The following is a 23,809-nucleotide window of genomic DNA, read 5'->3' on the forward strand; positions in this document are numbered from 1 at the left end:
TTCCACCTCGGTGGTGTGGGCGACAACTTGCCGAGCTTTCGCCACCAGTTCTTCGTCGATTCGTCGTGGTCTCGCCATCCAACCACTGTGCCATATTTAGTCTCATCTTGAAAGCACAATAGAATAAGTGCCGCGCACGAACAGCGGCCAGCCGCTGGTGGATTGCACCTCCGCGCGAAACTCCCAGCATGGGGAATGATCCTCGTCATCCTCCCAAACGATATCGGCCGCGATCCGCTTGCTGCTATCGTTCATCAGCGCGTCGAACTCCGTATTGCTGATCGTCATCGAGCGCCCCTCCGGTCTGTAGCCGTCCATCGAACAATAGCCCAAAGGCTCAAGGCCGTATAGCTCATGCCTCGGCGCGTACGGCGTCGAGGTCGGCCTCATCGGTGTCGTTGTCGCCCTCCAAGAGCGTGTCGGTGTCCTGCAGCGGCTCTGGATCATCGACCTCGTCCGGCAAGCGCACCGCCGCCTCGCGCACGTCTAGCTTGCCGGTTACCACATCGGCGATCAGGCGGGTGCGGTATTCGCGGAGGAGGGAGATTTCGCGGTGGGCGCGCTGGATGGCGGCCGCAAATGGAGCTATTTTATCAGCGACGGCCGCAACTATTCCCTGCTGTTCTTTGGGCGGCGGAAGGGTAATGAACATTCGCTTGAGGTGAGTCGGACCGAAGTGTTCGATCCCAACACCCGATTTCGCGGCGTCGATTTGCTGTTGGAACGGCCGACAACCCATGTAGAGCCGAACGAAGGGCATGAACGCTTCCTTAGTCATTGTCCAGAGGCGCAAGATCCCTGTGTAAGGGATCGCATTAACCACGACGTCCGTCGCAAGACAAACACTTCCAGTACTCGCACTCGCGCTTAGTAGGTAATCGCCAGCGCGTACAGCAAAGTGACTCCAGCGACGCCGGACCATCTCAGGGTCTAGGAAGTTGCACCCCTCCAGAGACGCGAACTCCCAACGCACGCATGAGATCCGAAGCAACGGGACTCCTTCATCGCGGAAGTCTGCCGCCATGATCCCCGGTCCTTCTTGGAAACCGATCCGGCGCTTAAAGCGCACCACCTCCCAATGCTCCGGCACATCCCCCAGCCACTCCACGCCCGAGGGCTTGAGGCGGACGTTGGGGTCGAAGCCGCGGGTCACGGCGCGATGGATGATGGCCTCCTTCTGCTCCTCCAGCAGCTTGATCAGCTTCTGCTTGGCGTGGATGTAGCGCCGGATACGCCGGTCGGCTTGGTCGAGGAAGCGGACGATGGCGGATTGTTCGGGAAGCGGTGGCAAGCACCCGTAGATCATCTTGAAGTGCTCAGGTCGCAGGCTCCACATGTCGGATGTGATGCCGTATGACCATCGCTCGGCCTCCTTCGCGAAGCTCGGCGTCCGAAATATATGATGGAAGTAACGAGGATTGTGCTCGCCGTGAAGTCGGACAACGATATAGGCGGGACTGACGATGCCACGAAAGTCTGACACGCCGACTGCTCCCTGCCACGCCCGCATCTTGTTGTAGGTGATGTCGCCCGGGCACACGAGCTTGTAGGCGGACTTGTCTAGTTTCGAGCTGTCCTTCTTGGAGCTGCCCGCGAGCAGAGCACCCTGTTTGATCACGCCTCGGGTAATTGTAACGGAGAGCATCTGTTCGTCCGGGTGATCGCAGTCTTTGACCTCGTTGAAGAGCGCGCGATGGGGTAGCACCTCCCAATGCCCCGGCACCTCCCCCAGCCACGGCACGCCAGAGTCCTTGTAGGTGGGATAGGGCTTGAGGCCGTCGATCATGGTGATTCATCCCCTTGTAGGGGCACCCCTCGTGGGTGCCCTTCGCCATGGGAATGCCCGGGATCGCCGGAATGTGAATTCGCACCGGGACGGCGAAACAAGTGTTCTGCGTTAGGGCGGCCACACGAGACCGCCCCTACGATTCCCTGCGGGTTTTCAGGGTCGTCTGTCCCGCGGGCGGGGTTGTCCGCGATGTATTGCCTGATGCGGTAAAAGACTTCCTCGTTGCGAACGATGTGTTCGAAATAATTGCGCTGCCACAATCGCCCGCGAAACGGTGACCATCCCTGCGTTGTGACCCCGCGCGCATAGGCAACGGTTGTCAACGATTTGAATGCCCCGACGATATGGCCCACGGCGCGGTCCCGCGTCGTTGTCACGGGAACGGGCGTAGGGGCAACCCGTGTGGTTGCCCCCGATTGGGCGTCGGTGATGACGATGATGCCGTGGATGTGATTTGGCATCACGACGAATGCATCCAGATCGATGTTGATGAACCGGGTGCACAATGCATCCCATTCGGCGGCTACCATCCGCCCGGCCTCGTTCAACCGCATGTGGCCGTCCACCACCCCCCCGAACAGGCAGCTACGATCTTGGATAACCATGGTCACGAAATACGCTCCCGCCTGTGTGTAGTCGTATCCCCGCAGACGTATCGAGCGCCGATGCTGGCGTTCAGGGTCGAAGAGCACCGTTATCGCCCGCCTCCTCCGATGATCTCGCCGAGCAGCCCCTCGGTTTCCTTCTCGATCGCGAGAATATCGGCGCGGATCTCCTCGATCGTGCGCAGCGGCTGCGGCTTGTAGAAATAGCGGGTGAAGCTGATCTCGTAACCGGTCTTGACGCTGTCCGGGACGTACCAGGCATCAGGCGCGTGCGGCAGGACTTCGCGGCGGAGGAAGGCCTCGATGCCGCCGTCTTCCAGCAGCGGCACCTGCTCGGTGTCGCGCAGCTCGGGATCGGGCTCGTATTCGACGACAGAACGGCCACGAGGGTCTGCCCCTACGATCGGATTCGCGAACAGGCCGCGCAGCGGATCGGGTCCGGTGCCACGCTTGTGGATCTTCTTGATGACGGGCGGGGCATCCTCCGCGCGCTTTGCGGTCTCCTTGAGTGCCTTGATCTCCTTCGGAGTGTAAGCGCGATCGGGCTCGATGCCCTTGAGCCGCAACGGCCGCTCGACGGTCACTTTCCAATATCCGAAGGCGGCGTTCGGAAAGATCTTGGACCGCTCGGTCTCCTTGAAGGCTAGGAAGGTGTCGCAGATCCGCCGGATGTCCTCCTCGGACAGCTCGCAGTTCTTCTTGCCGAGGTTTTTTCGCAGGGGCTTAAACCACTGCGTGCCGTCGATCAACTGCACCTTGCCGCGGCGGTGTGCGGGTTTGCGGTTGGTGAGCACCCAGATGTAGGTGGCGATCCCGGTGTTGTAGAACATGTTGAGGGGCAGGGCGACGATGGCTTCGAGCCAATCGTTCTCGATGATCCAGCGGCGGATGTTGCTCTCGCCCTGGCCGGCATCGCCGGTGAAGAGCGACGAGCCGTTGTGCACCTCGGCGAGGCGACTGCCGAGCTTGGTGCCTGCCTTCATCTTCGACAGCATGTTGGCCAGGAACAGCATCTGGCCGTCGCTCGAACGGGTGAGGAGCGAATACTCCGCATCTCCGGCGTGCTCGATCACGAAGCGGCGGTCCTTGATCCCGCCTTTTCCGCCCATGCGTTCGAGATCGCTCTTCCAGCTCTTGCCGTAGGGCGGATTCGACAGCATGAAATCGAACTCCCGCGAGGGAAAGGCGTCGTTGGCGAGCGTCGAGTGCTCCGGCCCGCCGACGATGTTGTCCGCCGCGTCGCCCCCGCCTTTGAGCAATAGGTCGGCTTTACAGATGGCATAGGTCTCGGCGTTGATCTCCTGCCCGTAGAGGTGCGTGGATACCACTTTGCCGTGCTGTTTGGCGAGCCGCTGCAGCGTCTCTTCGGCGACGGTCAGCATGCCACCGGTGCCGCAGGCGCCGTCGTAAAGCAGGTACGTGCCGGATTCGAGGCCGTCGGCGATGGGCAACAGGATCAGCCTCGCCATGAGCTTCACCGCATCCCGCGGCGTCCAGTGCTCGCCCGCCTCCTCGTTGTTCTCCTCGTTAAAGCGGCGCACCAGCTCCTCGAAGATCGTGCCCATCGCATGGTTGTCGAGGCCCGGATGCTTCATGGAGCCGTCGCCGTTTAATACGGGGTTGGGGCTTAGGTTGATCTCGGGCGAAAGGAACCTCGCGATCAGCGTGCCGAGCGCATCGGCCTTCGAGAGCCGCGGGATCTGATTGCGAAACTCGAAGTTGTCGAGGATGTCCTGGACGTTCGGCGAGAAGCCGTCGAGATAGGCCTCGAAGTCGGCCTTTAGCTGCTGCTGGCTGGCGCGATTTTTAAGGTCACGGAGAGTGAACTTCGACGTGTTGTGAAAGGCTTGTCCCGCCGCCTGCCGCAGCGCCTGGTCTTGGTGAACGATGCCGGCCTTGTCGAGCGACGCCTTCATTTCGAGCACGGCCTGCTTGGTCGGCTCGAGCACGACGTCGAGACGGCGCAGCACCGTCATCGGAAGGATCACGTCGCGATATTTTCCACGCACGTAGAGATCGCGCAGCACGTCGTCCGCGATGCCCCAGAGGAAGTTGGCGATCCAGTTGAGTTGCGATGGTTCCATGGATCCTGTATGGCCGGGGCGGACCTATGCCGATGTTCGATCCGTCGTATTGCCAGTCGGCGGTCGCCTCGCTGGCCGATGCGACCCACTACAAGTAATCAGTCAAGATGATTCAAACAGGCACATCATTCCGGCATGGATTGCTCGGAATCCAGAGCACATGGACGTAGGTGCTGTCCTGACCCTGGACCCCGGCAATCCTTGCCGGGGTGGCGAGTCACTTCGATTTGGCATGACCGACACTTAGAGCGCCGGTCCGGCCGCAGGGCCGAGCATCTCTCGGCGCACGAGAGGGATGGGGGGGGCGCCAAAGGACAGGAGCTGGTCGTGGAACGTGCGCCAAGCGGAGCGGCCGCCGTGCCGCCGCGTCCAGTCGTCACGGAGCTTCCGGATCATCAACTTGCCGAGCGTGTAGTTGAGATAGGCCGGATCGAAGGTCCCGCGCGCCGCCTGCTGTCGCGCGTTCGCCGGGTCCTGGAACGCCAGCTCGCGGAACATGCGGTCGGACTCCGCCACCGTCATGCCCTGGGTGTGCAACCCGATGGCGGACAGGTAACGCGCGTTGCGGAGGAGCGCATTCAACAACTGTCCGATATGGGTTGCCGGATCGCCGTAGCGGAACCGCGCTTCCCACACGAGCTCCTCGGCGTAGTGGGCCCAGCCCTCGCTGAAGCCATAGCCGACGAACACCTGGGCGAGCCGGGAGCGCGCGCGGTGGGCATGCAGGTGCTGCAGGAAATGCCCCGGCCACACCTCATGGGCCGAGATGAACACGAGATCGGCCTCGGCGCGGATATAGGCCGCGCGTTCCAAGGGCGACCACTTCGGGTCCGGTGGGGCGACGTAATAGATCGACGCCAGGCCGTGCTCGAAGGGACCGGGGATAGCGATGTAGGCCGGGTTCCAGCGCTGATAGGGAGGCGATTCCGCGACCTCGGCCTCTTCGGTGCCGGGGATGCTGACGAGCCCGCGGCTCTCGACGAAGCGCTTGAGCACCGGGAGCTGGCGGCGGGCCTCGGCCACCGGGCCGCCAGCGGGCTTGGCCAGGCGCATCCGGGTGACGCAGGCCTTGAGGTCGTGGCTCGGAAGATAACGATCACAGGCCGCCCGCAACGCGCTGAGATTGCGCGCCATATCGTCCCAGCCGGCCTCCTCCAGTCGATCGAGCGGGAGGTCCACGCCTTCGGTCGCCCGCAGCATCGCGCGGAAGCGCTCGGCCCCGAGGGCGTAGCGGCCGGGTGCCGTGCGGCGCTTGCCGTGGAGCCAGGCCACGATGCCTCGCATTTCGCTCGCGGCGCGGGAGTTGGCGGCCTGAAAGCGCACTTGCAGCGGCGCTTCGGACACGGACGTGAAGGCCGCGGGCACCGCCTTTTCATAATAGTCCGCGAGCCCGCCGAAAAGCGTCACGCCGAGGTCCAGATAGGTCCTGGGCAATGGCCCCGCGAGGTTCTGACGGATCTGAGCGACCGCGGTCGGGATGGCCTCGGCATAGCCGACGTAGGCCTTCAAGCGATCGGCGAGCGGCGCGTAAGGGCGAACGACATAGACGTTGGGGTCCAGGGCATCGCTGTAGTAGAGCGGGTTCTTGTGGGGCCATCCCACCTCTTCGAGCCAGAAGAGCTCGCGGTCGAGGTGTGCGATCAGGTAATCCCGTTCGAAACGCGCGTTCGGGCTCAGGGTGTTGAAGGTGAGGGCCTGGGTACGCGCGGCGCGCAGGCGGGTGGCCAACTCCTTGAGCGCCGTGGCGCGCCAGTCCGGCAGGCGGCCATCGAACTCGTGGCGGCCGAGCTGTACGGCATAGCTCGGATGGTCCTTGTAGTACTGGTCGAGAAACCCGCTCACGAACTGGTCCCATTGCGGGTGCCCTGTGCCCGTTGCCTGCCCTGGGATCGTGCCGCCCGGAGCAGGGGTCGGGCGGTGGGCGCATGCGGCCGCGAGCACGAGCACGCCGAGGACGAGGCCGAGTAATCGGCGGGTCGTCTTCATGCCGTGCAGCGGAGCCCGGTGCCTGGGGCGAGGAAGGGGGGTCGGGCTTCGGCGGGTGTCAAGCAGGGCTATTCGAGGGGGATGTTCGCGAAGCCCGGGTCCGGACGATAGGCGCTACCGAAGCGGGCCGCGAGATCGGACAGCCTCTCCGTGACCCGATCCCGGCCGCGCTCCTTCAAATAGTGCATGGGCCCGCCGCGAAACGGCGCGAAGCCGGCCCCGAAGATCATGCCGGCGTCCACGAGATCGGCGTCTTCGACCACCCCTTCGCGCAGGCAGGCGACACACTCGTTCAACATGCGCAGGATCAGCCGGTCGGTGATGTCGTCGCTGGGGCCGTGGTCCTTGGGCACCGCAGGCCGCTCGATCTTGCCCTTTCGATACTTGTAAAACCCTTGCCCGCTCTTGCGACCCAGGTGCCCCTGTTTGACCAGCTCTTCCAGGCGCGCCGGCACCGGGCTGCCGAAATGCCGCCCCAGGATCCCACCGACCGAGAGACACACGTCGAGACCGACCGTGTCGGCCAGCTCGATGGGGCCCATGGGCATCCCGAAGTCCGTGGCAGCCTGGTCGATGCGCGTCGCCGGCAGGCCCTCGGAGAGCATCGTGATCGCCTCCATGAGATAGGGCAAGAGGATACGGTTGACGAGAAATCCGGGGGCGCTGCGCACGGGCAGCGGCAGGCGGTCGATGCGGCGGGCGAAGCCTGCGGCCTGGCTTTGGACGGCGCCGTCGGTCGACGGCGTCGAGATGATCTCGACGAGCTGCATCTTCGCCACCGGGTTGAAGAAATGTAGACCTACCAGTCGCTCCGGCCGCTTCAGGCATTCCGCGAGGGTCTCGAGCGGGATGCTGGAGGTGTTGGTCGCGAGCAGGGCGTCGGGTTTCAAGCGTGGTTCGACGGCACGGTAGACCTCGTGCTTGGCCTCGATGTTCTCGATGATGGCCTCGATCACGACATCAGCCTTGGGTATCCCGAGCCCCTGGGGATCGGGGACCAGGCGGTCGAGCGCGGCTTGCCGCTGCCGCCGATCGCGGATGCGCTTGGAATAGAGATCGTTGGCGCGGCGTAGCGCCGGGGCGATGTACTTGGGGGCGCGGTCTTGCAGGGTCACCTGCAGCCCGCGCAAAGCGCACCAGGCGGCGATGTCCCCGCCCATGACCCCGGCACCGATGACGTGTAGGCGGGGGTTGGCCCCGGTTTCCCCGCGGCCCAGGGACTTCAGACGCTCCTGCAGGAAGAACACGCGCACCAGGTTGCGCGCCGTACTCCCGGTCGCGAGCCTCGCGATGGACTGCGCCTCCTCGGCGAGCATGCGGCGCTCGTCACCGCCGTAACGCTCGAAGAGATCGATGAGGGCATAGGGCGCCGGGTAGTGTGCGGCCGGGGCGCGCTTCCGGACCTCTCGGCGCAGGTAGGCCCCGAGCAGCGGGCGCAGCGGTTTCATCGCTGCCACGCGCGCCAGGACGCCCGGCCGGTGGCGGGGCGGGGGCCGGGTGGCATGGGCCAGGGCCGCGGCACGGAAGTGGCGCTCCGGCACCGCGCGATCCACGAGCCCCAAGCGCTCGGCGGCGCGCGCGTCCACCGTGCGCCCGCTCAGCATGAGGTCCATGGCCGCGGGGGCCCCGATGAGGCGGATGCTGCGCATGGTGCCGCCGAAGCCGGGATGGATGCCGAGCAGGACCTCGGGCAACCCGAGACGGGTGCCGGGGTCGTCCACCGCCACCCGATAGCGTAGCGCGAGCGCTAGCTCCATCCCCCCGCCGAGGCAAAAGCCCTTGATGGCCGCGACCGTTGGGAACGACAGGGCCTCGATGCGATCGAAGGTCGCATGCCCGAGCTGGACCAGCGCCAGCGCCGCCTTCGTGTCCGTGATGGACGCGATCTCCCGGACATCCGCCCCGGCGATGAAGCCGCTCGCCTTGTTCGAGAGTAGGATGAGACCCGCCGGCGGGCGCGCCGTCAGCTCGTCGAGGACCGCCCCCAACTCTTTCAGGACCTCCGAAGACAGGACATTGGTCCCCGATCCGGCCTGGTCGAGGTACAGCCAGGCGATGCCGGCATCATCGCGCTCTATCCGCCAATGTTGGTAGGGCCCCCTTTTTCTTAGATGTTCCGGCAGTTGTTCTTCTGGCATGGCGTGGTCTCCCGTTGGTCGCCCTGGCGTGCGTCGCTAAGCGCGTTCCACGAGCATCGCCCCGCCCTGGCCCCCGCCGATGCAAAGCGCGGCGACGCCGAGCTGGGCGTTCTGCGCCTTGAGCACGTGCAGGAGGTGCAGGACGATGCGGGCGCCGCTCGTGCCGACCGGGTGGCCGAGGCTCACCCCGCCGCCATCGACGTTGAGCCGCTCGCGCGGGATCTCGCCGACCGCTTTCGAAAGACCGAGCTCGGTGCGGCAATAACCCTCGTCCACCAAGGCCGCGAGGCAGGCCAGGACCTGGGCGGCGAAGGCTTCGTTGATCTCCCAGTAAGCGATCTGATCGAGGTCGAGCCCGTGGCGGTGGAGGAGCGGTGCTACGGCGTGTACCGGACCGAGACCCATCTGGCTCGGGTCCAGGCCCGCCCACTCGCTGTCCACGATGCGTCCCATGACCTTCAGGCCATGCGCCTGCACCGCCTCTTCGCTCGCTACGATGAGGCAGGCGGCCCCGTCGGTCACCTGGGCGCTGTTGCCGGCCGTGACCTTACCGTAGGGCCGGTCGAACACCGGGGACAACTTGGCGAGCTGTTCCACGCTGCTGTCCGGCCGCAGGCCCTCGTCCTTGTCATAGACCTTGCCCTGCCAGTCAAACATCACCTCGACCTCCGCGAGCCGGCCTTCGCTGTACGCGGCGGCGAGGCGCCGGTGGCTGTCAACGGCATAGCTGTCCATCGCGGTGCGCGTGATCCCGAAGCGATGCGCCAGGACCTCGGCGGTCTGACCCATGGACAGTCCGACGATGGGATCGGTCAGGCCACGCAGGAGGCCGATCACGGGGGTGAGCAGGGCCGGCCGGAACTTGCTCAGGGCCTGCATACGGCCGCCGAAGCCCTTGGCCCCCGTCCACTGCCCGAGCCAGGCCACCATCGCCGGCCCGAACAACACCGGCGCATGGCTCATGGCCTCGGTGCCGCCGGCGAGCACCAGATCGGCCTGGCCGAGCGCGATGTCGCGCACGGCAGAGTCCAGGGCCTGCATCCCCGAGCCGCAGTTGCGCTGGACCGTCCAGGCCGGCGTCGCGTTGCCACAGCCGAGCCGCAGCGCCACGACGCGCGCGATGTTGGCCTCGTCGGGGCCGGGCATGATGCAACCCAGGATGACCTCGTCGAGGTCCGACCCCGCAAACGGCTGGCGCGCCAAGAGTGGACGCGCGGCGTTCATGGCGAGATCGGAGGCAGTGAAGGGTCCGGGCTTGCCACGGGCCTTGAGGAACGGGGTGCGGGCGCCGTCCACGACGAACACGGGGCGGCCGCCGAGCTGTGCTTTGGAGTGTGTCATGGTCTATCCCTCCGTTATCTTCTTAGTCTCGCTACCGGGCCGCGTCCCCCGTGGTCGGGTCGATCACGGCGCGGCCCTCGCTGATCTGATCCGCGGGAAAACCGCCCGCCTGGGCATGCTTGCGGATGAGATCGGCGCTCGGCGCGAGGTAGACGCAATAGATTTTGTCGTCGGTCACGTAGCTATGGACCCACTGGTTCTGGGGACCCATCTCCTGGAGCACGCTGCAGGAATTCTCGGAGACGCGCTGCAACGCATCGGGGCCGAGCTTGCCGGCCCCGGGGATGTTACGTTCGATGACGAACCTGGGCATGGTGCCCCTCCATCAATTTTGGTGTTCGATGATGCCCCACATTCTCCGCTGAGACGGAATGGGCGGGGGTGGGCCCTTCTCCGCACGGGATGCCCCACTGAGAGCTTGTGAAAAAATCTGCTGCGCATCGGGATCTCGCGTTCCGGCGGTGCTCGGAATCCTCATGTATTTCAATATACACTCCGGTTCCTGCGCTCCGGCGGAACGCGACCTCAATTCGCTCGCGACGATTTTTTCACAAGCTCCGACCGGCGGGCTGCCGTTCCGCCGCGGCGAGGTCCTTCGAGACCCGCGCCCCGGAACGGAACGGTGCAAGCGCTAGGTGATCCAGGCGATCACGTACAGGACCGTCAGGATCGCGAGCAACAGGAGGAGCGTCCGCGTCACGAGCCCCTGCGCGGCAGTGATGCGCTCTACCTCGCCGACATCGGAGCCGAGCTGAAGGGCACCGGTACCGCTCTGGCGGAGCGCGGTCTCGTTCTGCTCCAGGGTGAGGGTGTCGAGCACCCGCCAGCGCTCGAAGGCGCCCGTGAGGTTGCCGGACAGCGCATAACCCAGCGCGACGATGCGGGACGGGAGCCAGGCCAGCACGTTGTAGACTCGGCCGGCCCAGTCCCGCAGGCCTGACGAGGCCTGCACGGCGTAGCGGCGCAACTCCGCCGAGAACCGGAACAGCACCGCCCCGATCGGCCCCAGGATCAGGAACCAGAGCAGTACGCCGAAGACTCGCTCCTGGAATTCGGTCAGGATCGACTCGACTACCGTGGGGCCGCGGGTCTCGGCCGGGACCGGCTGTGCCGAACGCCCGAGGGCCTGCGCGAGGCGGGTGGCCTCGACATCGTTGCCCCCGCGGAGCGCGGCGATGAGCGCCCTTACCTGGTCATCCAGGTCGTCGGGCCCCAGGCAATAGAGCAGGATCACGATCGTGAGGAGAAACCACAGGATGCCGTGCCAGCCACCGATCACGGATAGGAGCAACCAGAACACGAGGAGCGGCAAGGCCAGCATCGCCGCCACCCCGACCGGGCCCTTGAAGACCTCCACGCTACCGAGCTTCTGCTCGATCATGCCCACCAGGCCGTGGTACCAATCGAGTCGCCTGAGGGCCTTGAACTTCCGCAAGGATTCCCCCAGAAGCTTGTCCGCCGCCGTAGTTATCAACACTATCAAGAGTCTCATTGTTATGCCTCCTCCGCCATTCTCAACTCATGTAGACGGACAGCAATGTTCTCAGCCTCCGCCACTCGAACGCCGGCCCCGGGTCGGTCTTGCGTCCCGGGGCGATATCGCTATGTCCGACCACCCGCTCGGGCCGGATGCCCGGCCAATGTGCCGAGAGCGTTCCGATGAGCTCGGCAAGTACTTGGTATTGAACGTGTTCGTAGGGATCTCGGTCCCAGCCTTCCAATTCAATACCAATGGAAAAGTCATTGCAACCAGTCCGGTCCTCGAACCGGGATGCACCCGCATGCCAGGCCCTGAGGTGCAAGGGCACGTACTGGGTCAGGCCGCCGTCGCGCCGGATGAGGAGGTGGGCGGAGACCTGCAGCCCGGCGACGGGCCTGAAATCCGGGTGGGCAGCCGGGTCGAGCGTGTTCGTAAACAGCCGGTCGATGTACTCCCCCCCATAGACCCGGGGCGGCAGGCTGATGCCGTGCACCACCACGAGATCGATGTCGGTCTCCGGTGGCCGCTCGTCACAGTTGGGCGATGGGACCCGCCGCACGCCTTCGAGCCAGCCGCAGACCGGATCGAGGCGCCACGAGGCCCCCCCCTCAGCACGTCCGGGCCCTCGTCGGTGCGCCCGAATCAAGGCCTGCGCCTCCACCCCTGTCCCGGCGTGGGCCAAATGAACCCGCCGCCATCCACTCCGGCCATTCTAGCACGGCGGTCGGGGGTCGCTCGCTCGTCGCGTCACCGCCGCAGGAGAAAATCGGCCCAGATCCCCGCGAACACCGCGGCCCCCAGCCAGTGGCTCCGGCGGAAGGCGCGCAGGCACGCTTCCCCGTCCCGCCCGCGGATGAGATATTGATGATAGACGCACAGGCCGGCCGCCACCGCCAGACCCAGGTGGTAGGCGAGGCCCAGCCGGGCCTGGAAACCGACGACGAAGAGGACGGCCAGCATGAGGGCCTGGACGATCCCGATGATCAGGCGATCGGCTTCGTCGAAGAGGATCGCGGTGGACTTCACACCGGCGCGGATATCGTCGTCGCGGTCGGCCATGGCGTACATGGTGTCGTAGACCACGGCCCATAGCACGGTGGCGATGTAGAGCAGCCACGCGATCCGCGGCGTGCCCTGGGTCTCCGCCGCGAAGGCCATGGGCACCGCCCACCCGAAGGCCATCCCGAGGTGGACCTGGGGCAGATAGGTGTAGCGCTTGCTGAACGGGTAGGTCGCCGCGAGCAATGCGCCGCCGAAGGCCAGGAGGATGGTCAGGGCGTTCATCGTCAAGACCAGGAGATAGGCCAGGGTCACGAGCGCGATGAACACGTACAACGCCTCGCGCGGGCCGACTCGGCCGGCGGCGATGGGTCGATCCCGGGTGCGCGCCACGTGCGGATCGAAACCGCGGTCTGCATAGTCGTTGATCACGCAGCCCGCCGAGCGCATCAAGACCACGCCCAGGACGAACACCACGACCACCCAGGGATCCGGCCGACCCGCGCCCGCGATCCAGAGCGCCCACAAGGTTGGCCAAAGGAGCAGGAAGATCCCGATGGGCCGGTCGAGCCGCATGAGGCGTGCGTACTGCCCCGCCCGCTCGCGGATCACCGGTAGGTACGGGTGCCTCGCGATCCGATCCACGAGGACCGCGAGCCGCGCGCGCGGTCGATCGAGGCTGTGGCGCTTCTGGATCACACCGAGCCGTAATGTAGCGCGTCGCCGAGCCAGCGCCGGGTGATGGCATCGACGCACTCGGGGTGACGGCGCAAGAGCACCCGGCCAGCGGCCTCGACGGCGGTGAGGAGATCGCCGTCGCGCCCGAGATCGGCGACCTTGAGGCGGTGCAGTCCGGCCTGGCGCGTCCCCAATAGCTCCCCTGGGCCGCGCAGCTCCAGGTCCCGGCGGGCGATCTCGAAACCGTCCTGCGTCCCGCGGATCGCGGACAGGCGCTCCCGCGCCAGCTCCGAGAGCGGCGCGTGATAGAGGAGCACGCAGTCGCTGTGGCGGGTGCCGCGTCCTACCCGGCCGCGCAACTGGTGGAGCTGGGCGAGCCCGAGGCGCTCCGCGTTCTCGATGATCATGAGGCTCGCGTCGGGCACATCGACGCCCACCTCGATCACCGTGGTGGCGACCAGGAGGTCGAGCGAGCCCCCCCGGAACTCCCCCATGACCCGGTCGCGTTCCTCGGCCTTCATGCGCCCATGGACCAGCCCCACCCTCACACCCGGCAGATCGGCGGCGAGTGCCGCCGCGGTGTCGGTCGCCGCCTGACACGCCAGGGCCTCGGATCCCTCGATGAGCGTACACACCCAATATACTTGCCGGCCTTCGCCACAGGCATGGGCGATGCGCCCGATCACCTCCGCGCGGCGCGCATCGGGCACCACCACGGTGGTCACCGGCTGGCGGCCGGGGGGCAGCTCGTCGATGAGCGAGACGTCGAGATCGGCGTAGGCGGTCATGGCGAGCGTGCGGGGAATAGGCGTCGCCGTCATGATCAACTGGTGGGGTACGATACCGGCCCCTTCGTCCCGGCCTTTGTCGCGCAGCGCCAGCCGCTGCTGTACCCCGAAGCGATGCTGCTCGTCGATGACGGCGAGGCCGAGCCTTTGAAACCTCACGTCGTCCTGAAACAGCGCGTGGGTCCCCACGGCGAGGTGTAGCGTGCCCTCTGCAATGCCTGAGAGCACCGCGCGCCGCTCGGACTTCGTGAGCCGGCTCCCCAGCCACCCGACCTCGATGCCGAGCGCTTCGAACCAGCCTCGAAAGCCGCGCAGGTGTTGCTCGGCGAGCAACTCGGTGGGCGCCATCACCGCGGCCTGGGATCCGGCCTCGATGGCCCGGAGCGCCGCGCAGGCCGCGACCACGGTCTTGCCCGAGCCCACGTCGCCTTGCAGTAGCCGGAGCATCGGGGCGGTCTTGGCGAGATCGGCCTCGATCTCCGCGACCACCCGCACCTGGGCGGCCGTGAGGGTGAAGGGCAGAGTGGACAGGAAGCGCGCCTTGAGCCCGCCCTCTGCGAGCAGTGCCGCGGTCGTTTGTGCCCGGATCTCGCCGCGCACGCGCCGCAGGCTCAAGTGGTGCGCCAAGAGCTCCTCGAAGGCCAGCCGTCGCCGCGCGGGGTGGGTGCTAAGCCCCAGCGCGTCCAGGGTCGCCTCGGGCGGCGGCCGGTGCAAGGCGGTGACGGCCTCGGCAAACCCCGGCAGCCGCCATCGATCCAGGACCTCCGGGGGGAGATCCTGCGCGGCGGCCAAGAGGCCGAACGCGTGCTGCACCAGTTGCCGCAGCACCCTTTGGCTCAGGCCTTCGGTGGTCGGATAGACCGGGCTCAAACAATCGTCGAGCGGCGGTTCCGAGCCCGCCCGCAGGAACACACACTCGGGATGAACCATCTCGAACTGATAGGGGCCCTGACTCACCCCGCCGAAACAGCGCAGGCGCGGCCCCCGAGCCAGGCGCGCCGCCTGTGCCGGGCTGAAATGGAAGAAGCGCAGCTGGATGGCCCCGCTCGGGTCCCGCAGCCCCACGACGAGCGCGCGTCGCCGGCCGCGGCCTTGCTCGGCATATTCCACCTGCCCCTCCACCTGGGCCCACTGGCCGAGACGCAGATCGCGGAGGGCGGTGATGCGTGTGCGGTCCTCGTAGCGGATCGGCAAATGCCCGAGGAGGTCCTGCACCCGCAGGATCCCGAGCTTTTTCAAGCGCTCGGCGGTCGCCGGCCCGACCATCTCCAAGTGCGTGACCGGCGCCTCCAGGCCCGCTGCCTCGTTAAGCTGTGAGGTCGGCTCGGGCACATCGGGGCGCCGCAGCGCCGTCTCCATTATCGAGAAGTGCTGGTCGAGAAGTGCTGGAACGCCCCAGGCTAGCGACCGAGGACCATGACCGCGTCTATCTCGACCGCGGCGCCGCGCGGCAGGGCCGCGACACCCACGGCCGCACGCGCCGGGTAGGGCTCGCTGAAATACCCCGCCATTACCTCGTTCACGATCGGGAAGTGGGTCAGATCGGTCAGGTAGACGTTGAGCTTCACGACCTCGGAGAGCCTGCCCTCCGCGGCCTCGGCCACCGCCTCGAGATTGTCGAAGACCCGCGCGATCTGGGCCCGGATGTCGCCCGGCACCAGATCCATGGTCGCCGGGTCGAGCGGGATCTGTCCCGACAGGTACACCGTATCCCCCGCCCGCACGGCCTGGGAATAGGTGCCGATGGCCTTTGGGGCCAGAGCGGTCGAAACGACGCTGCGAGCCAGCGTGGGATCGGACATTGGGGGAATGGACATTGGGTGTACCCAACAGGTTGAAGTCGATGAGCGACTAGGATAACCGCTCATCCGGCGCGGGCACAGCGCCGCCTCGTCGAGGCGGGGCGTACCCGAATGTACTCGCGCACGGCGTGTCTGCGCCTCTCCTACATGCTTCGCATCCAAGTTACGTGCGCCGTTACGACGAAGCCTCCTTGCCGCCTCACTATACGAAACGGCAGGTATCGAGTAGTAGTCTCGATGGTCCCCGAGCGCTGTCCTACGATCTCGGCGGAAACACCTCCTGAAGCGCGATGCCGAAGTAGAAGGTCAGGTACGGCTGCAGGTTGTTGTGAGGCGCATCGCCGCCACCGGGGGACAAGGCGCTGAGTTCATGCTCACGAGATTCGTGGTTGTTGTGGTCTGATACTGTTGGGGCCCAACTCAAAGCTCATGATGCGGATCTCTGATAAAAACGGTTCTGTCATAGACGCCTCCTTACCCGATTGCATTTTCTCTACTATCTTCCGAATTCTACCCCTGCCCCCGGGTAGTGTGGGGCAGGGGTTGTACCTATCCGTAGTGGAATTCGACGGTCGGTCACGGCTGCGCGCATGCCCCGGCGTTGAAGGTGGGCATGCCACCGATGCTCACGAGGAGCGGATTGTTAAAGCCGTTGGCGTCGTCTAGCTCGTTGGCAATGGCGGCAGCGGTCGGCGTCGCCTGGCGTACGTTGAAGACCTTTGTGACGCTGCTCTCGCTGCGCCTGAGGCGGATCTGCGTGCCATCTCCGGCCTGTCCGGCCACGTTCGAGAACGTGTTTGAGCCGATGTCCGCACACACGGTGCCGGCGTTGCCATCCGCTGGGAGGTGGTCGTTCTGCTGGACGGCGATCGCGCGCCCGCTGTCGATTTCCCTGACCGTATTCCCGGTTATCGTGGCGTTTGTCGCCGCACTCCCAGCCACAAGGGTGATGCCCACGTTGACGTTAATGCCCGTAAAGCTCGTCGACTCCTGGACGGTATTCCCCGTGATCGCGAGCATCACGGGGATTCGGCCTTCGTTCTGCACTCGGATCGGGAAGCCGAGGCTTGAGCCTGAACCTGCCGTGCCGAGTGTCCCGACCGTGTTGTTCTGGATACGTCCGGTGATTGACTTCGTGAAGGGCGGGTTCGCGTCGGCGAAGACGTTGATGCCGTGGGAGCGATTCCCGGTGACCGTGTTGCCGTTGAAGTCGAAGACCACCTGGGCACCGCCGGCGACCGAAGCCTGCGGGCCGACGTTGTTGTTGGTGAAGGTGGCGCCCGAGATGTTGCAGGTCAACGTCCCGCTGGTCCCGGAATGGTCGCACTGGACGCCCGTAGCGGTTGCAGGGGCGTTCCCCGTGAAGGTTCCGCTCGTGAGGTTCAGCGTCAGGCTGCCTGTGCTCCCGCCCGCGCCAAGGAAATTGAAGAGGTTTGCAATAGTCCCCGAAGCGCCGGTGCTCGATATGGTGTTGCCTGACATCTGCAGATCGGTGAGCGTGCCCGTGGTATTCGTGATCTGGAGCTGGAACGCGAAATTATTCCTGATGGTTGTGTTGGTAATGCTGGTCTGGTTCGCGCCGCCGAAGGCCGTCCCGGTCAAGTTGCTGATGTCGACGCCCGTTTCAAACGGGTTGTTACCATTGTCCTCGATGAGGCAGTTGTCGAGCCGGAAGCCGTTGACGGTCGCGCCGTTAATGCCGTGGCCGCCGCTACTCTGAATGTTCATGCGGCTGAAACTGACGTTCTGGACATTATTGAGCGTGATGCCGTTGCCCGTCGAATTTTGAATCGTCCCGCCCGAGCCGGCGGTGCCCGTGCCGGTGACGGTGAAGCTGCCGGTGGTGGTGTTCAGCACGATGCCGTTGGCCGCGCCGTTGGCCGAGACCGAGGTGAAACTGACCGTGCCGCCCCGAGTTTAAGAGGTTCACGGCCGTGCCGGTCGTCGTCGTGACGCTCACCTGGTTGACGGTGAGGCCCGTGGCCCCGCTACCGCTCACGCCGGCGGCGCTCGTGTTGTTGACGTTGAAGCCGCGCGCGGTGCCGCCGGTGGCGAGGGTGATCGTACCGTTGATGGTCGGGCGTGTGCCGTTGATCCCAGGCCGTGCCACGCTCGTCGCGGGCGGGGTGATGCCGAGCGCGGTGTCGAAGTTGGTATCGACCACCCCTTGACCGATCAGGCGCTGGTTGATGAGCAAACCAAAGCCGCCCGTGTAGGTGCTCGCACTGGTGAACACGAAGGTGCGGTCACCGTTGGCGATGGCGGCGGTGTCCGCCGCCGCCAAGGTGTTGAAGGGCGAGGACAGCCGCCCATCACCCGCCGCGCCGCCGTTATTGACGAACCACACCCGCGGTCCGCTCACGGCGACGGTGGCCGTGGCGTTGGTGCAGGCGCTTCCGGGCACGCCGCTGTCGCAGATCTGGTAGGTGAAGGTGTCGTTCGCGCCTGTAAAGCCGGCCGGCGGGTTGTAGCTGAAGCTGCCGTTGGCCGCGATCGTGACACTGCCGCCGTTGGCCGAGGCGATGGGCCCTGTCGCGGTTAGGCTGAAGGGTGTCGCACCCGCGCCCATCGACATCGGTGATGGTGGACCCGTCGAAGAGATCGCTCGCGCCATCGGGGATGGTGATGCCGATGTGGGCATGGGCCGGATAGGCCGCGGGTGGCGTGACCTGGGGCGCGTCGTTGACCGGCGTGACGGTGATGCTGAAGCCCTGCGGGCCGGAGGTATTCACCCCGCCGTTCCCGGTGCCGCCGCTGTCCTGGATGACCAGCATGATGCTGGCGTTGCCATTGGCGTTCAGCGCCGGGGTGAAGGTGAGCACGCCTCCCGAAGACACCGCGGGACCCGCCGAGAAGAGGCCCGGGTTGCTGTTATTGGTGATGTTGAAGGTCACCGTCTGGCCGGATTCGTTGGCCGGTCCCGGCGAGATCGCGGTGGCCCACGGGCTCACGACCTGTGGCCCGGCGTCTTCGAGGACGCTCTGGTTCGGGCCGGCGGTGAAGGAAGGCGCGTCGTTCACGGCGTTTATGGTGATCGTGAAGCTCTGGGGCGCCGAGGTGTCGACCCCACCGTTGGCGGTGTCCGCCGTTATCGGAGAGGATCAGTGTGATGGTCGCGCTGCCGAAGGCGTTGGCGGCCGGGGTATAGGTCAAAACCCCGCTCGACGAGATCGCCGGGGGCGCCGAGAACAGGCTCGGGTTGGTGTTGCCGGTGACGCTGAAGCTCACGGTCTGGCCGGATTCATCCGTTGGTCCCGGGGAGATCCCCGAGGCCCAACTCACGGACTGTGCCCCCGAGTCTTCGTCCACGGACTGGTTTGGCCCGGCGCTGAAGGCCGGCGCGTCGTTCACGGCGTTCACGGTGATCGTGAAGGTCTGTGAGTCCGAGGTGTCGTCGCCGCCGTTGTCGGTGCCGCCGTCATCGGACAAGGTGAGGGCGAGGTTCGCCGTGCCCGAGGCGTTGGCCGCTGGGGTATAGGTCAATGCGCCGGTCGGCGAGACCGAAGGCCCGGCCGAGAAGAGGCTCGGGTTGGTGTTGCCCATGATGTTGAAGGTCAACGCCTGGGTTGACTCCGGCTCGCCATCGTCGATGGCGGTTGCCCAGGGATTTACGGTTTGCGGGCCGGCGTCTTCATTCACCGTCTGATCCGTGCCCTTGGTGAACGAGGGCGCGTCGTTCACCGCATCTACGGTGATAGTGGATAGTGAAGCTCTGGGGCGCCGAGGTATCGACCCCACCGTTGGCGGTGCCGCCGTCGTCTTGCACGACCACATCAAAGGTCGAGACACCGTTGACATTGGCCGCGGGGGTGTAGGTCAGGGTGCCGTTCGCCGCCACTACCGGGGCCACGCTGAACAATGCCCCGTTGGAAATATTGCTTACGGTGTAACCGACCACGGCCTGGCCCGACTCATCGGGCGGCCCTGGATTGAACGTCGCCCAGCTTACGACCGTCTGGGCCCCGGCGTCTTCCAGTATCGTCGGCGGGTTGCTCGCCGTAAAACGGCGCGTCGTTGACACTGAGGACCGTCACGGTCTTTGTGATGGTGTTGCTGTTGGCCGAACCGTCGTTGGCCACGAAGGCGACGCTGCGGGCCGCCGTGTTCGGGTTCTGCGAGGTGTTCTCGTAGGTCACGTTGTGCAGCGCCGTCTGATAGTTGGCTAGCGTGGCAGAGCCGGTCAAGGACAGTATGCCCGTCAAGGGATCGAACGACCCGGTGATGGGGGGCGCGTCAACGAAGCCCAACACGTCCTGCCCGGTCTGGAACCCTGCGGTGATCCGTACCGTGGCGGACTCCAGGTTGGTGTCGTTCGCGTCGGCGACGGTCAGGGCGCCGTCGAGCACGATCGGCGCGCCGTCCTCGGTGAAGGTGGGGCTCGCGCCGCCCGCGGTCAGCTCCGGCGCGGTATTGAGGGCGATAGTGATAGTGGCGTCGGAGCCGAGGCTGGTGCCGCCATCGCCGTCGCTGAGCACGAAGCGCACGGTGCGGTTGGCGGCCGTGGGGGCGGTGGCATTGCTGTTCAGATAAGTGATGTTACGGAGCAGCGCGCTTACCGCTATGGCCCCGGCGCTGGCATTGAACGTGACGACGAGGTTGCCGCCACCGGCGCCACCGCCGCTGAAGCTGCCGATGATGACGGCACCGCTGCCGGGGTTGAACGTGACATCGGTGCCGGTGACCCCGATCTGGTTGACACCCGTACCCTGGTTGCGGATACCGATCTCATCTTCCGCAGTGACGAGGCCGCCGGGGAGCGACACGGTGAGGGTGCCGGTATCGAAATCGGGCGAATCGACATCGGCTGCGGCGGCGTCACCGCCCTGATCGATCGGGGTGGCCGGATCGCCCTGGGTATAGGCCAGGGTATCGCCGGCAAGGTTGGCGATGACGGGTGCGTCGTTGACACAGCTCACCGTGACGCTGACCGTGGCGATCGAGCCGCCGGGGCTCAGGGTATAGGTGAAAGTGTCAGGCGTGGTGCCGGGCGGGGCATTGCAGTAATCGGCCGCCGGCTGATACGTCAAGTCCGCGCCGCCCGTTGGGTGATCAGCACCGTGCCGCCGTTGGCCGAGGGGTTCTGCACCGCCGTGATCGTATTCGCGCCTCCGTCGAGGTCGGTGTCGTTGGCCAAGACGGCGATGGTCGTGGCGGATGCGTCCTCGTTTATCGTGACCGCATCGTTGGCCGCCATCGGCGGATCATCGACGCAATTCACGGTGACGCTGACCGTGGCGGTCGAGCCGCCGGGGCTCAGGGTGTAGGTGAAGGTGTCCGGCGTGGTGGCGGGCGGGTCGTTGCAGTAATCGGCCGCCGGCTGATACGTCAAGTCCGCGCCGCCGTTGGTGATCAGCACCGTGCCACCGTTGGCCGAGTGGTTCTGGACCGCCGTGATCGTTTTCGCGCCCCCGTCGAGGTCGGTGTCGTTGGCCAAGACGGCGATGGTCGTGGCGAGCGCGTCTTCGTTCACCGTGGCCACATCGTTGACCGCCACCGGCGGATCGTCGACCGCACTGACCGTGATGGTCACCGTGGCCAGGTTGGTCGAGTTGACGGTGCCGTCGTTCGCCCGGTAGGTGAAACTGTCGGTGCCCTCGAAATTGGTGTCCGGCGTGTACGTAAAGGACCCGTTGGGGTTCAGGGTGAGCGTGCCGTTGCTGACATCGGTATTCAACACGGCGGTGAGCGGATCGCTGGTGCCGTCGCTGTCGTTGCCCAGGACGCCTGGCGCGGGCTCGTTCAAGCTGGTGTCCTCGGCCACTGCGAAGGCGTCGTCCACGGCCACCGGAGCGACATTGGCCTTGACCTGCACCTGGTCCATATCCATGAGATCGCCATCGGACACGTCCAAGCGCAGCAAGTAAAACCCTTCCACATCGGGGATGAAGCTCGGTGCTGCGGTGGTCGCGCCCGAGAGATCGGCTTCGGCTCATAGGCGCCATCGACATCGGGCGTGAAGCGTGGGGCGGCGGTATTCCCGTTCGCGAGCGAGGCGTCGGTGACGGTGCTCGGCGGCGGGACCGACAGGAAGCGCCACAGGAAGGTCAGCGCATCGCCGTCGGGATCGGAAGAACCGGACCCATTCAGCGTCACCGGCAGAGCCGTCGTAGTGTTCGTATCTGAACCGGCATCGGCCAGTGGGGGATGGTTACCCCGCTCCACGATTATCCTGACCCGGGCCGCTCGTGACCTCGCGTGATCATTATCTCGGAATCTCGGACGCGGTATCGAAACCGATCCCGTCCCGTGAACCCGGAAGCCGGGGTATAGGTCACGATGCCGTTCCTGTGATTTCGCACCCGGCCATGTTTGGGCCGCGTGACGATCTTGATGCTCTTGGCCACCAAGCGGCCATCGGGGTCGCGGTCGTTCGCGATCACGTTGATGCGGACCGACGTGTTCTCGGCCGTTCGGGCAGAATCGTGCTGGGCCAGGGGCCGACGATTGGCGTGGCCGTCACCGGATACGAGCTCACAAAGTGGCAGCGTGCATCGCAGCGCGCACAAGAGCTCGTCGTTGCGCAGGATACGGCCGTCGCCGTCGCCATCGCGCGGATCGTTTCCCCCGCTCGCGGGGGATCCGACCGCCTGACGGATCGAAACGATGTCAATGCGGTCGATGTCGCGGTCGGCATCGACGTCACAGCGTGCCGCGGAGGCGGCCTGGCTGGCCATACCCATCGCAATAGCCAGAACCCAGTACGGCATCAGAGTAAGTGGATATCGCTTGGAGCGCATGGTCAGGGTCCTGGATGAGCTAGCGCTCGCCTGGCGCTGCGCTTGGGTGGCGGTGTTCCGCCTGCTTGTGTATCGGAGGGCGCACATCGGCGGCCGCGGGTTCCGCCCTTGCGCGTCCGATCGGGCGGCTCGTTCGCTAGTTGTGCGCACACCGGGTAAACTAATTCAAGTGGGTCGTGTTGGAATGACATCAATCATGGGAGGCGGTCCATTGACGCGTATGTCGCTCTAACTAGTGGCTCTAGCGTGGATTGTGCCAGCTTATGGATCGGACGATTCGCCGCACAAGGTCGGCAAGGGCATCGCCCTGCCGGCGTGTTTCGCGCGGATCTCGCAGACCGACAATCATCTGGCGATACAGGGGAGTTTGGAGTATGGCTACGAACCGTGGGGCGTCTATCTCGGCACCTGGGCCTCCAGCGTCAATACCATGACGTCGGACGGGGAGATCGAGATCCGGTGGTTCGGTGGCTTGCGGGGCGAATTTGTGACCGCCAGGATCGCTTGGGACCTCGGTGCCGTGTACTACTACCCGGGGGACGATCTGGAGCCCGAGAAGGATTATGTCGAGCCCAAGCTAGGTCTGAGCCATGAATTCGCGGGGCTGCCGCTCATGCCCAGGGTCTCGGCGAGCGTGCATTATTCGCCCGATTTCTATCTGGAGGCGGGCAAAGCCGTCTACGCGGATGGAGCCGTCGGGATGTCACTGCCCTACGGGTTTGCTCTCGCCTTTCACGTGGGCTGCCAGACCGTCGATGCGGTGGACCTCGCTGATCTCGAAGTCGACGTCGAGATTGCGGGTGGGATCTGAGACCTCCGCCTCAGGCTATACCGGGATGATCAAGCTGAAACGGGCCTATGACGAACCCGCCAAGGATGACGGCGAGCGCATCCTTGTCGAGCGGCTTTGGCCGCGCGGCCTGCCCAAGCTACGGGCCAGGATAGATCTGTGGCTGAAGGATGTGGCGCCGAGCACGGAACTGAGGCGGTGGTTCGGACATGATCCGGATAAGTGGGATGAATTCCGCCGACGTTACCAAAGGGAGCTCAAGGACAACAACGATCTGATCAAGCTGCTCAAGCGCAAAGCCACAGCAGGTAAGATCACCCTGATTTACGCGACGCGAGACGAGGAGCACAATAGCGCCCTTGTCTTGAAGCGGTTCCTTCAAAAAGGCTGACCCGCGGCTTGATCTGACCGTCTGCACGTTGCGTCGCCGGCCGGACAACGAAGTAGATCGTGGGGACGGCGAGAGCTAGCCCATCTTTCTCAACCCACCTTAGGAAATGCCGAGTTTTCGAGGTTTACCCTTCGGGAAGGCGCATAAACACTCGGGGTCGAGTTTCGAACTGGCTGTAGTGTAGACCAAGTGTCTTGTCAG

Annotated in this window: 22 protein-coding genes and 2 pseudogenes; 2 read left to right on the forward strand and 22 right to left on the reverse strand. The window is 65.4% G+C overall.

Going from position 1 to position 23,809, the window contains the following annotated elements:
• Positions 1-102: 102 nt before the first annotated feature.
• The 22 genes and pseudogenes from M3461_02560 to M3461_02665 form a co-directional block, all read right to left on the reverse strand.
• Positions 103-288, reverse strand: coding sequence for a hypothetical protein (locus M3461_02560; protein MDQ3773324.1), 186 nt, complete (start codon positions 286-288; stop codon positions 103-105).
• Positions 289-352: 64 nt separating this feature from the next.
• Positions 353-1,786 (reverse strand): restriction endonuclease subunit S, encoded by a 1,434-nt coding sequence (locus M3461_02565; GenBank protein MDQ3773325.1) that lies wholly within the window; start codon positions 1,784-1,786, stop codon positions 353-355.
• Positions 1,783-2,481: a transposase gene (locus M3461_02570; GenBank protein ID MDQ3773326.1), complete on the reverse strand. Its 699-nt coding sequence runs from the start codon at positions 2,479-2,481 to the stop codon at positions 1,783-1,785. Before M3461_02570 ends, M3461_02565 begins: the two co-directional genes overlap by 4 nt.
• Before the next feature lie 2 nt (positions 2,482-2,483).
• Positions 2,484-4,478 (reverse strand): type I restriction-modification system subunit M, encoded by a 1,995-nt coding sequence (locus tag M3461_02575; GenBank protein ID MDQ3773327.1) that lies wholly within the window; start codon positions 4,476-4,478, stop codon positions 2,484-2,486.
• A 243-nt stretch (positions 4,479-4,721) separates the two neighbouring features.
• Positions 4,722-6,464 (reverse strand): DUF885 domain-containing protein, encoded by a 1,743-nt coding sequence (locus M3461_02580; protein ID MDQ3773328.1) that lies wholly within the window; start codon positions 6,462-6,464, stop codon positions 4,722-4,724.
• A 68-nt stretch (positions 6,465-6,532) separates the two neighbouring features.
• Positions 6,533-8,602: a 3-hydroxyacyl-CoA dehydrogenase NAD-binding domain-containing protein gene (locus M3461_02585; GenBank protein ID MDQ3773329.1), complete on the reverse strand. Its 2,070-nt coding sequence runs from the start codon at positions 8,600-8,602 to the stop codon at positions 6,533-6,535.
• Positions 8,603-8,638: 36 nt separating this feature from the next.
• A complete protein-coding gene (locus tag M3461_02590; protein ID MDQ3773330.1) occupies positions 8,639-9,943 on the reverse strand; it encodes an acetyl-CoA C-acetyltransferase in 1,305 nt (434 codons plus the stop codon).
• A 31-nt stretch (positions 9,944-9,974) separates the two neighbouring features.
• Positions 9,975-10,256 (reverse strand): DUF4242 domain-containing protein, encoded by a 282-nt coding sequence (locus tag M3461_02595; GenBank protein ID MDQ3773331.1) that lies wholly within the window; start codon positions 10,254-10,256, stop codon positions 9,975-9,977.
• A gap of 318 nt (positions 10,257-10,574) precedes the next feature.
• Complete coding sequence (ampE, locus tag M3461_02600) at positions 10,575-11,435, reverse strand: regulatory signaling modulator protein AmpE (protein MDQ3773332.1); 861 nt, start codon at positions 11,433-11,435, stop codon at positions 10,575-10,577.
• 22 nt (positions 11,436-11,457) lie between these two features.
• Positions 11,458-11,982: a 1,6-anhydro-N-acetylmuramyl-L-alanine amidase AmpD gene (gene ampD, locus M3461_02605; protein ID MDQ3773333.1), complete on the reverse strand. Its 525-nt coding sequence runs from the start codon at positions 11,980-11,982 to the stop codon at positions 11,458-11,460.
• A gap of 188 nt (positions 11,983-12,170) precedes the next feature.
• Positions 12,171-13,031 carry a 4-hydroxybenzoate octaprenyltransferase gene (gene ubiA, locus M3461_02610; GenBank protein ID MDQ3773334.1) on the reverse strand — a complete coding sequence of 287 codons (861 nt, stop codon included), beginning with the start codon at positions 13,029-13,031 and terminating at the stop codon, positions 12,171-12,173.
• A gap of 86 nt (positions 13,032-13,117) precedes the next feature.
• On the reverse strand, positions 13,118-15,154 hold the full coding sequence (gene recG, locus M3461_02615) for an ATP-dependent DNA helicase RecG (GenBank protein ID MDQ3773335.1): 2,037 nt from the start codon (positions 15,152-15,154) through the stop codon (positions 13,118-13,120).
• A gap of 134 nt (positions 15,155-15,288) precedes the next feature.
• Positions 15,289-15,705 (reverse strand): RidA family protein, encoded by a 417-nt coding sequence (locus tag M3461_02620; protein ID MDQ3773336.1) that lies wholly within the window; start codon positions 15,703-15,705, stop codon positions 15,289-15,291.
• A gap of 241 nt (positions 15,706-15,946) precedes the next feature.
• Positions 15,947-16,054, reverse strand: a pseudogene (locus M3461_02625) (phage tail protein).
• Positions 16,055-16,266: 212 nt separating this feature from the next.
• The gene (locus M3461_02630; protein MDQ3773337.1) at positions 16,267-17,547 is read right to left on the reverse strand and encodes a hypothetical protein; all 1,281 of its coding nucleotides are present in this window, start codon (positions 17,545-17,547) and stop codon (positions 16,267-16,269) included.
• Positions 17,444-18,052, reverse strand: coding sequence for a hypothetical protein (locus M3461_02635; protein MDQ3773338.1), 609 nt, complete (start codon positions 18,050-18,052; stop codon positions 17,444-17,446). The genes M3461_02630 and M3461_02635 overlap by 104 nt, the downstream gene beginning before the upstream one ends.
• Positions 18,021-18,710, reverse strand: coding sequence for a cadherin-like domain-containing protein (locus M3461_02640; protein ID MDQ3773339.1), 690 nt, complete (start codon positions 18,708-18,710; stop codon positions 18,021-18,023). Before M3461_02640 ends, M3461_02635 begins: the two co-directional genes overlap by 32 nt.
• Positions 18,711-18,831: 121 nt before the next feature.
• Positions 18,832-19,428 (reverse strand): annotated as a pseudogene (locus M3461_02645) (Ig-like domain-containing protein).
• Complete coding sequence (locus M3461_02650) at positions 19,322-19,711, reverse strand: cadherin-like domain-containing protein (GenBank protein MDQ3773340.1); 390 nt, start codon at positions 19,709-19,711, stop codon at positions 19,322-19,324. The pseudogene M3461_02645 and the gene M3461_02650 overlap by 107 nt, the downstream one beginning before the upstream one ends.
• Positions 19,602-20,717: a hypothetical protein gene (locus tag M3461_02655; GenBank protein MDQ3773341.1), complete on the reverse strand. Its 1,116-nt coding sequence runs from the start codon at positions 20,715-20,717 to the stop codon at positions 19,602-19,604. The genes M3461_02650 and M3461_02655 overlap by 110 nt, the downstream gene beginning before the upstream one ends.
• Positions 20,714-21,511 carry a cadherin-like domain-containing protein gene (locus M3461_02660; protein MDQ3773342.1) on the reverse strand — a complete coding sequence of 266 codons (798 nt, stop codon included), beginning with the start codon at positions 21,509-21,511 and terminating at the stop codon, positions 20,714-20,716. The genes M3461_02655 and M3461_02660 overlap by 4 nt, the downstream gene beginning before the upstream one ends.
• A 343-nt stretch (positions 21,512-21,854) precedes the next feature.
• A complete protein-coding gene (locus M3461_02665) occupies positions 21,855-22,397 on the reverse strand; it encodes an Ig-like domain-containing protein (GenBank protein ID MDQ3773343.1) in 543 nt (180 codons plus the stop codon).
• 283 nt (positions 22,398-22,680) lie between these two features.
• Here M3461_02665 and M3461_02670 point away from each other — a divergent pair, with 283 nt between their 5' ends.
• Both M3461_02670 and M3461_02675 read left to right on the forward strand, forming a co-directional pair.
• Positions 22,681-23,238, forward strand: a complete 558-nt coding sequence (locus M3461_02670) for a TorF family putative porin (protein ID MDQ3773344.1) — start codon at positions 22,681-22,683, stop codon at positions 23,236-23,238.
• A 25-nt stretch (positions 23,239-23,263) separates the two neighbouring features.
• Entirely contained in the window at positions 23,264-23,608 is a 345-nt protein-coding gene (locus M3461_02675; GenBank protein ID MDQ3773345.1) for a DUF488 family protein, read from the forward strand.
• Positions 23,609-23,809: the final 201 nt, after the last annotated feature.

Source organism: Pseudomonadota bacterium (assembly GCA_030860485.1).
Taxonomy (GTDB): Bacteria; Pseudomonadota; Gammaproteobacteria; order JACCXJ01; family JACCXJ01; genus JACCXJ01.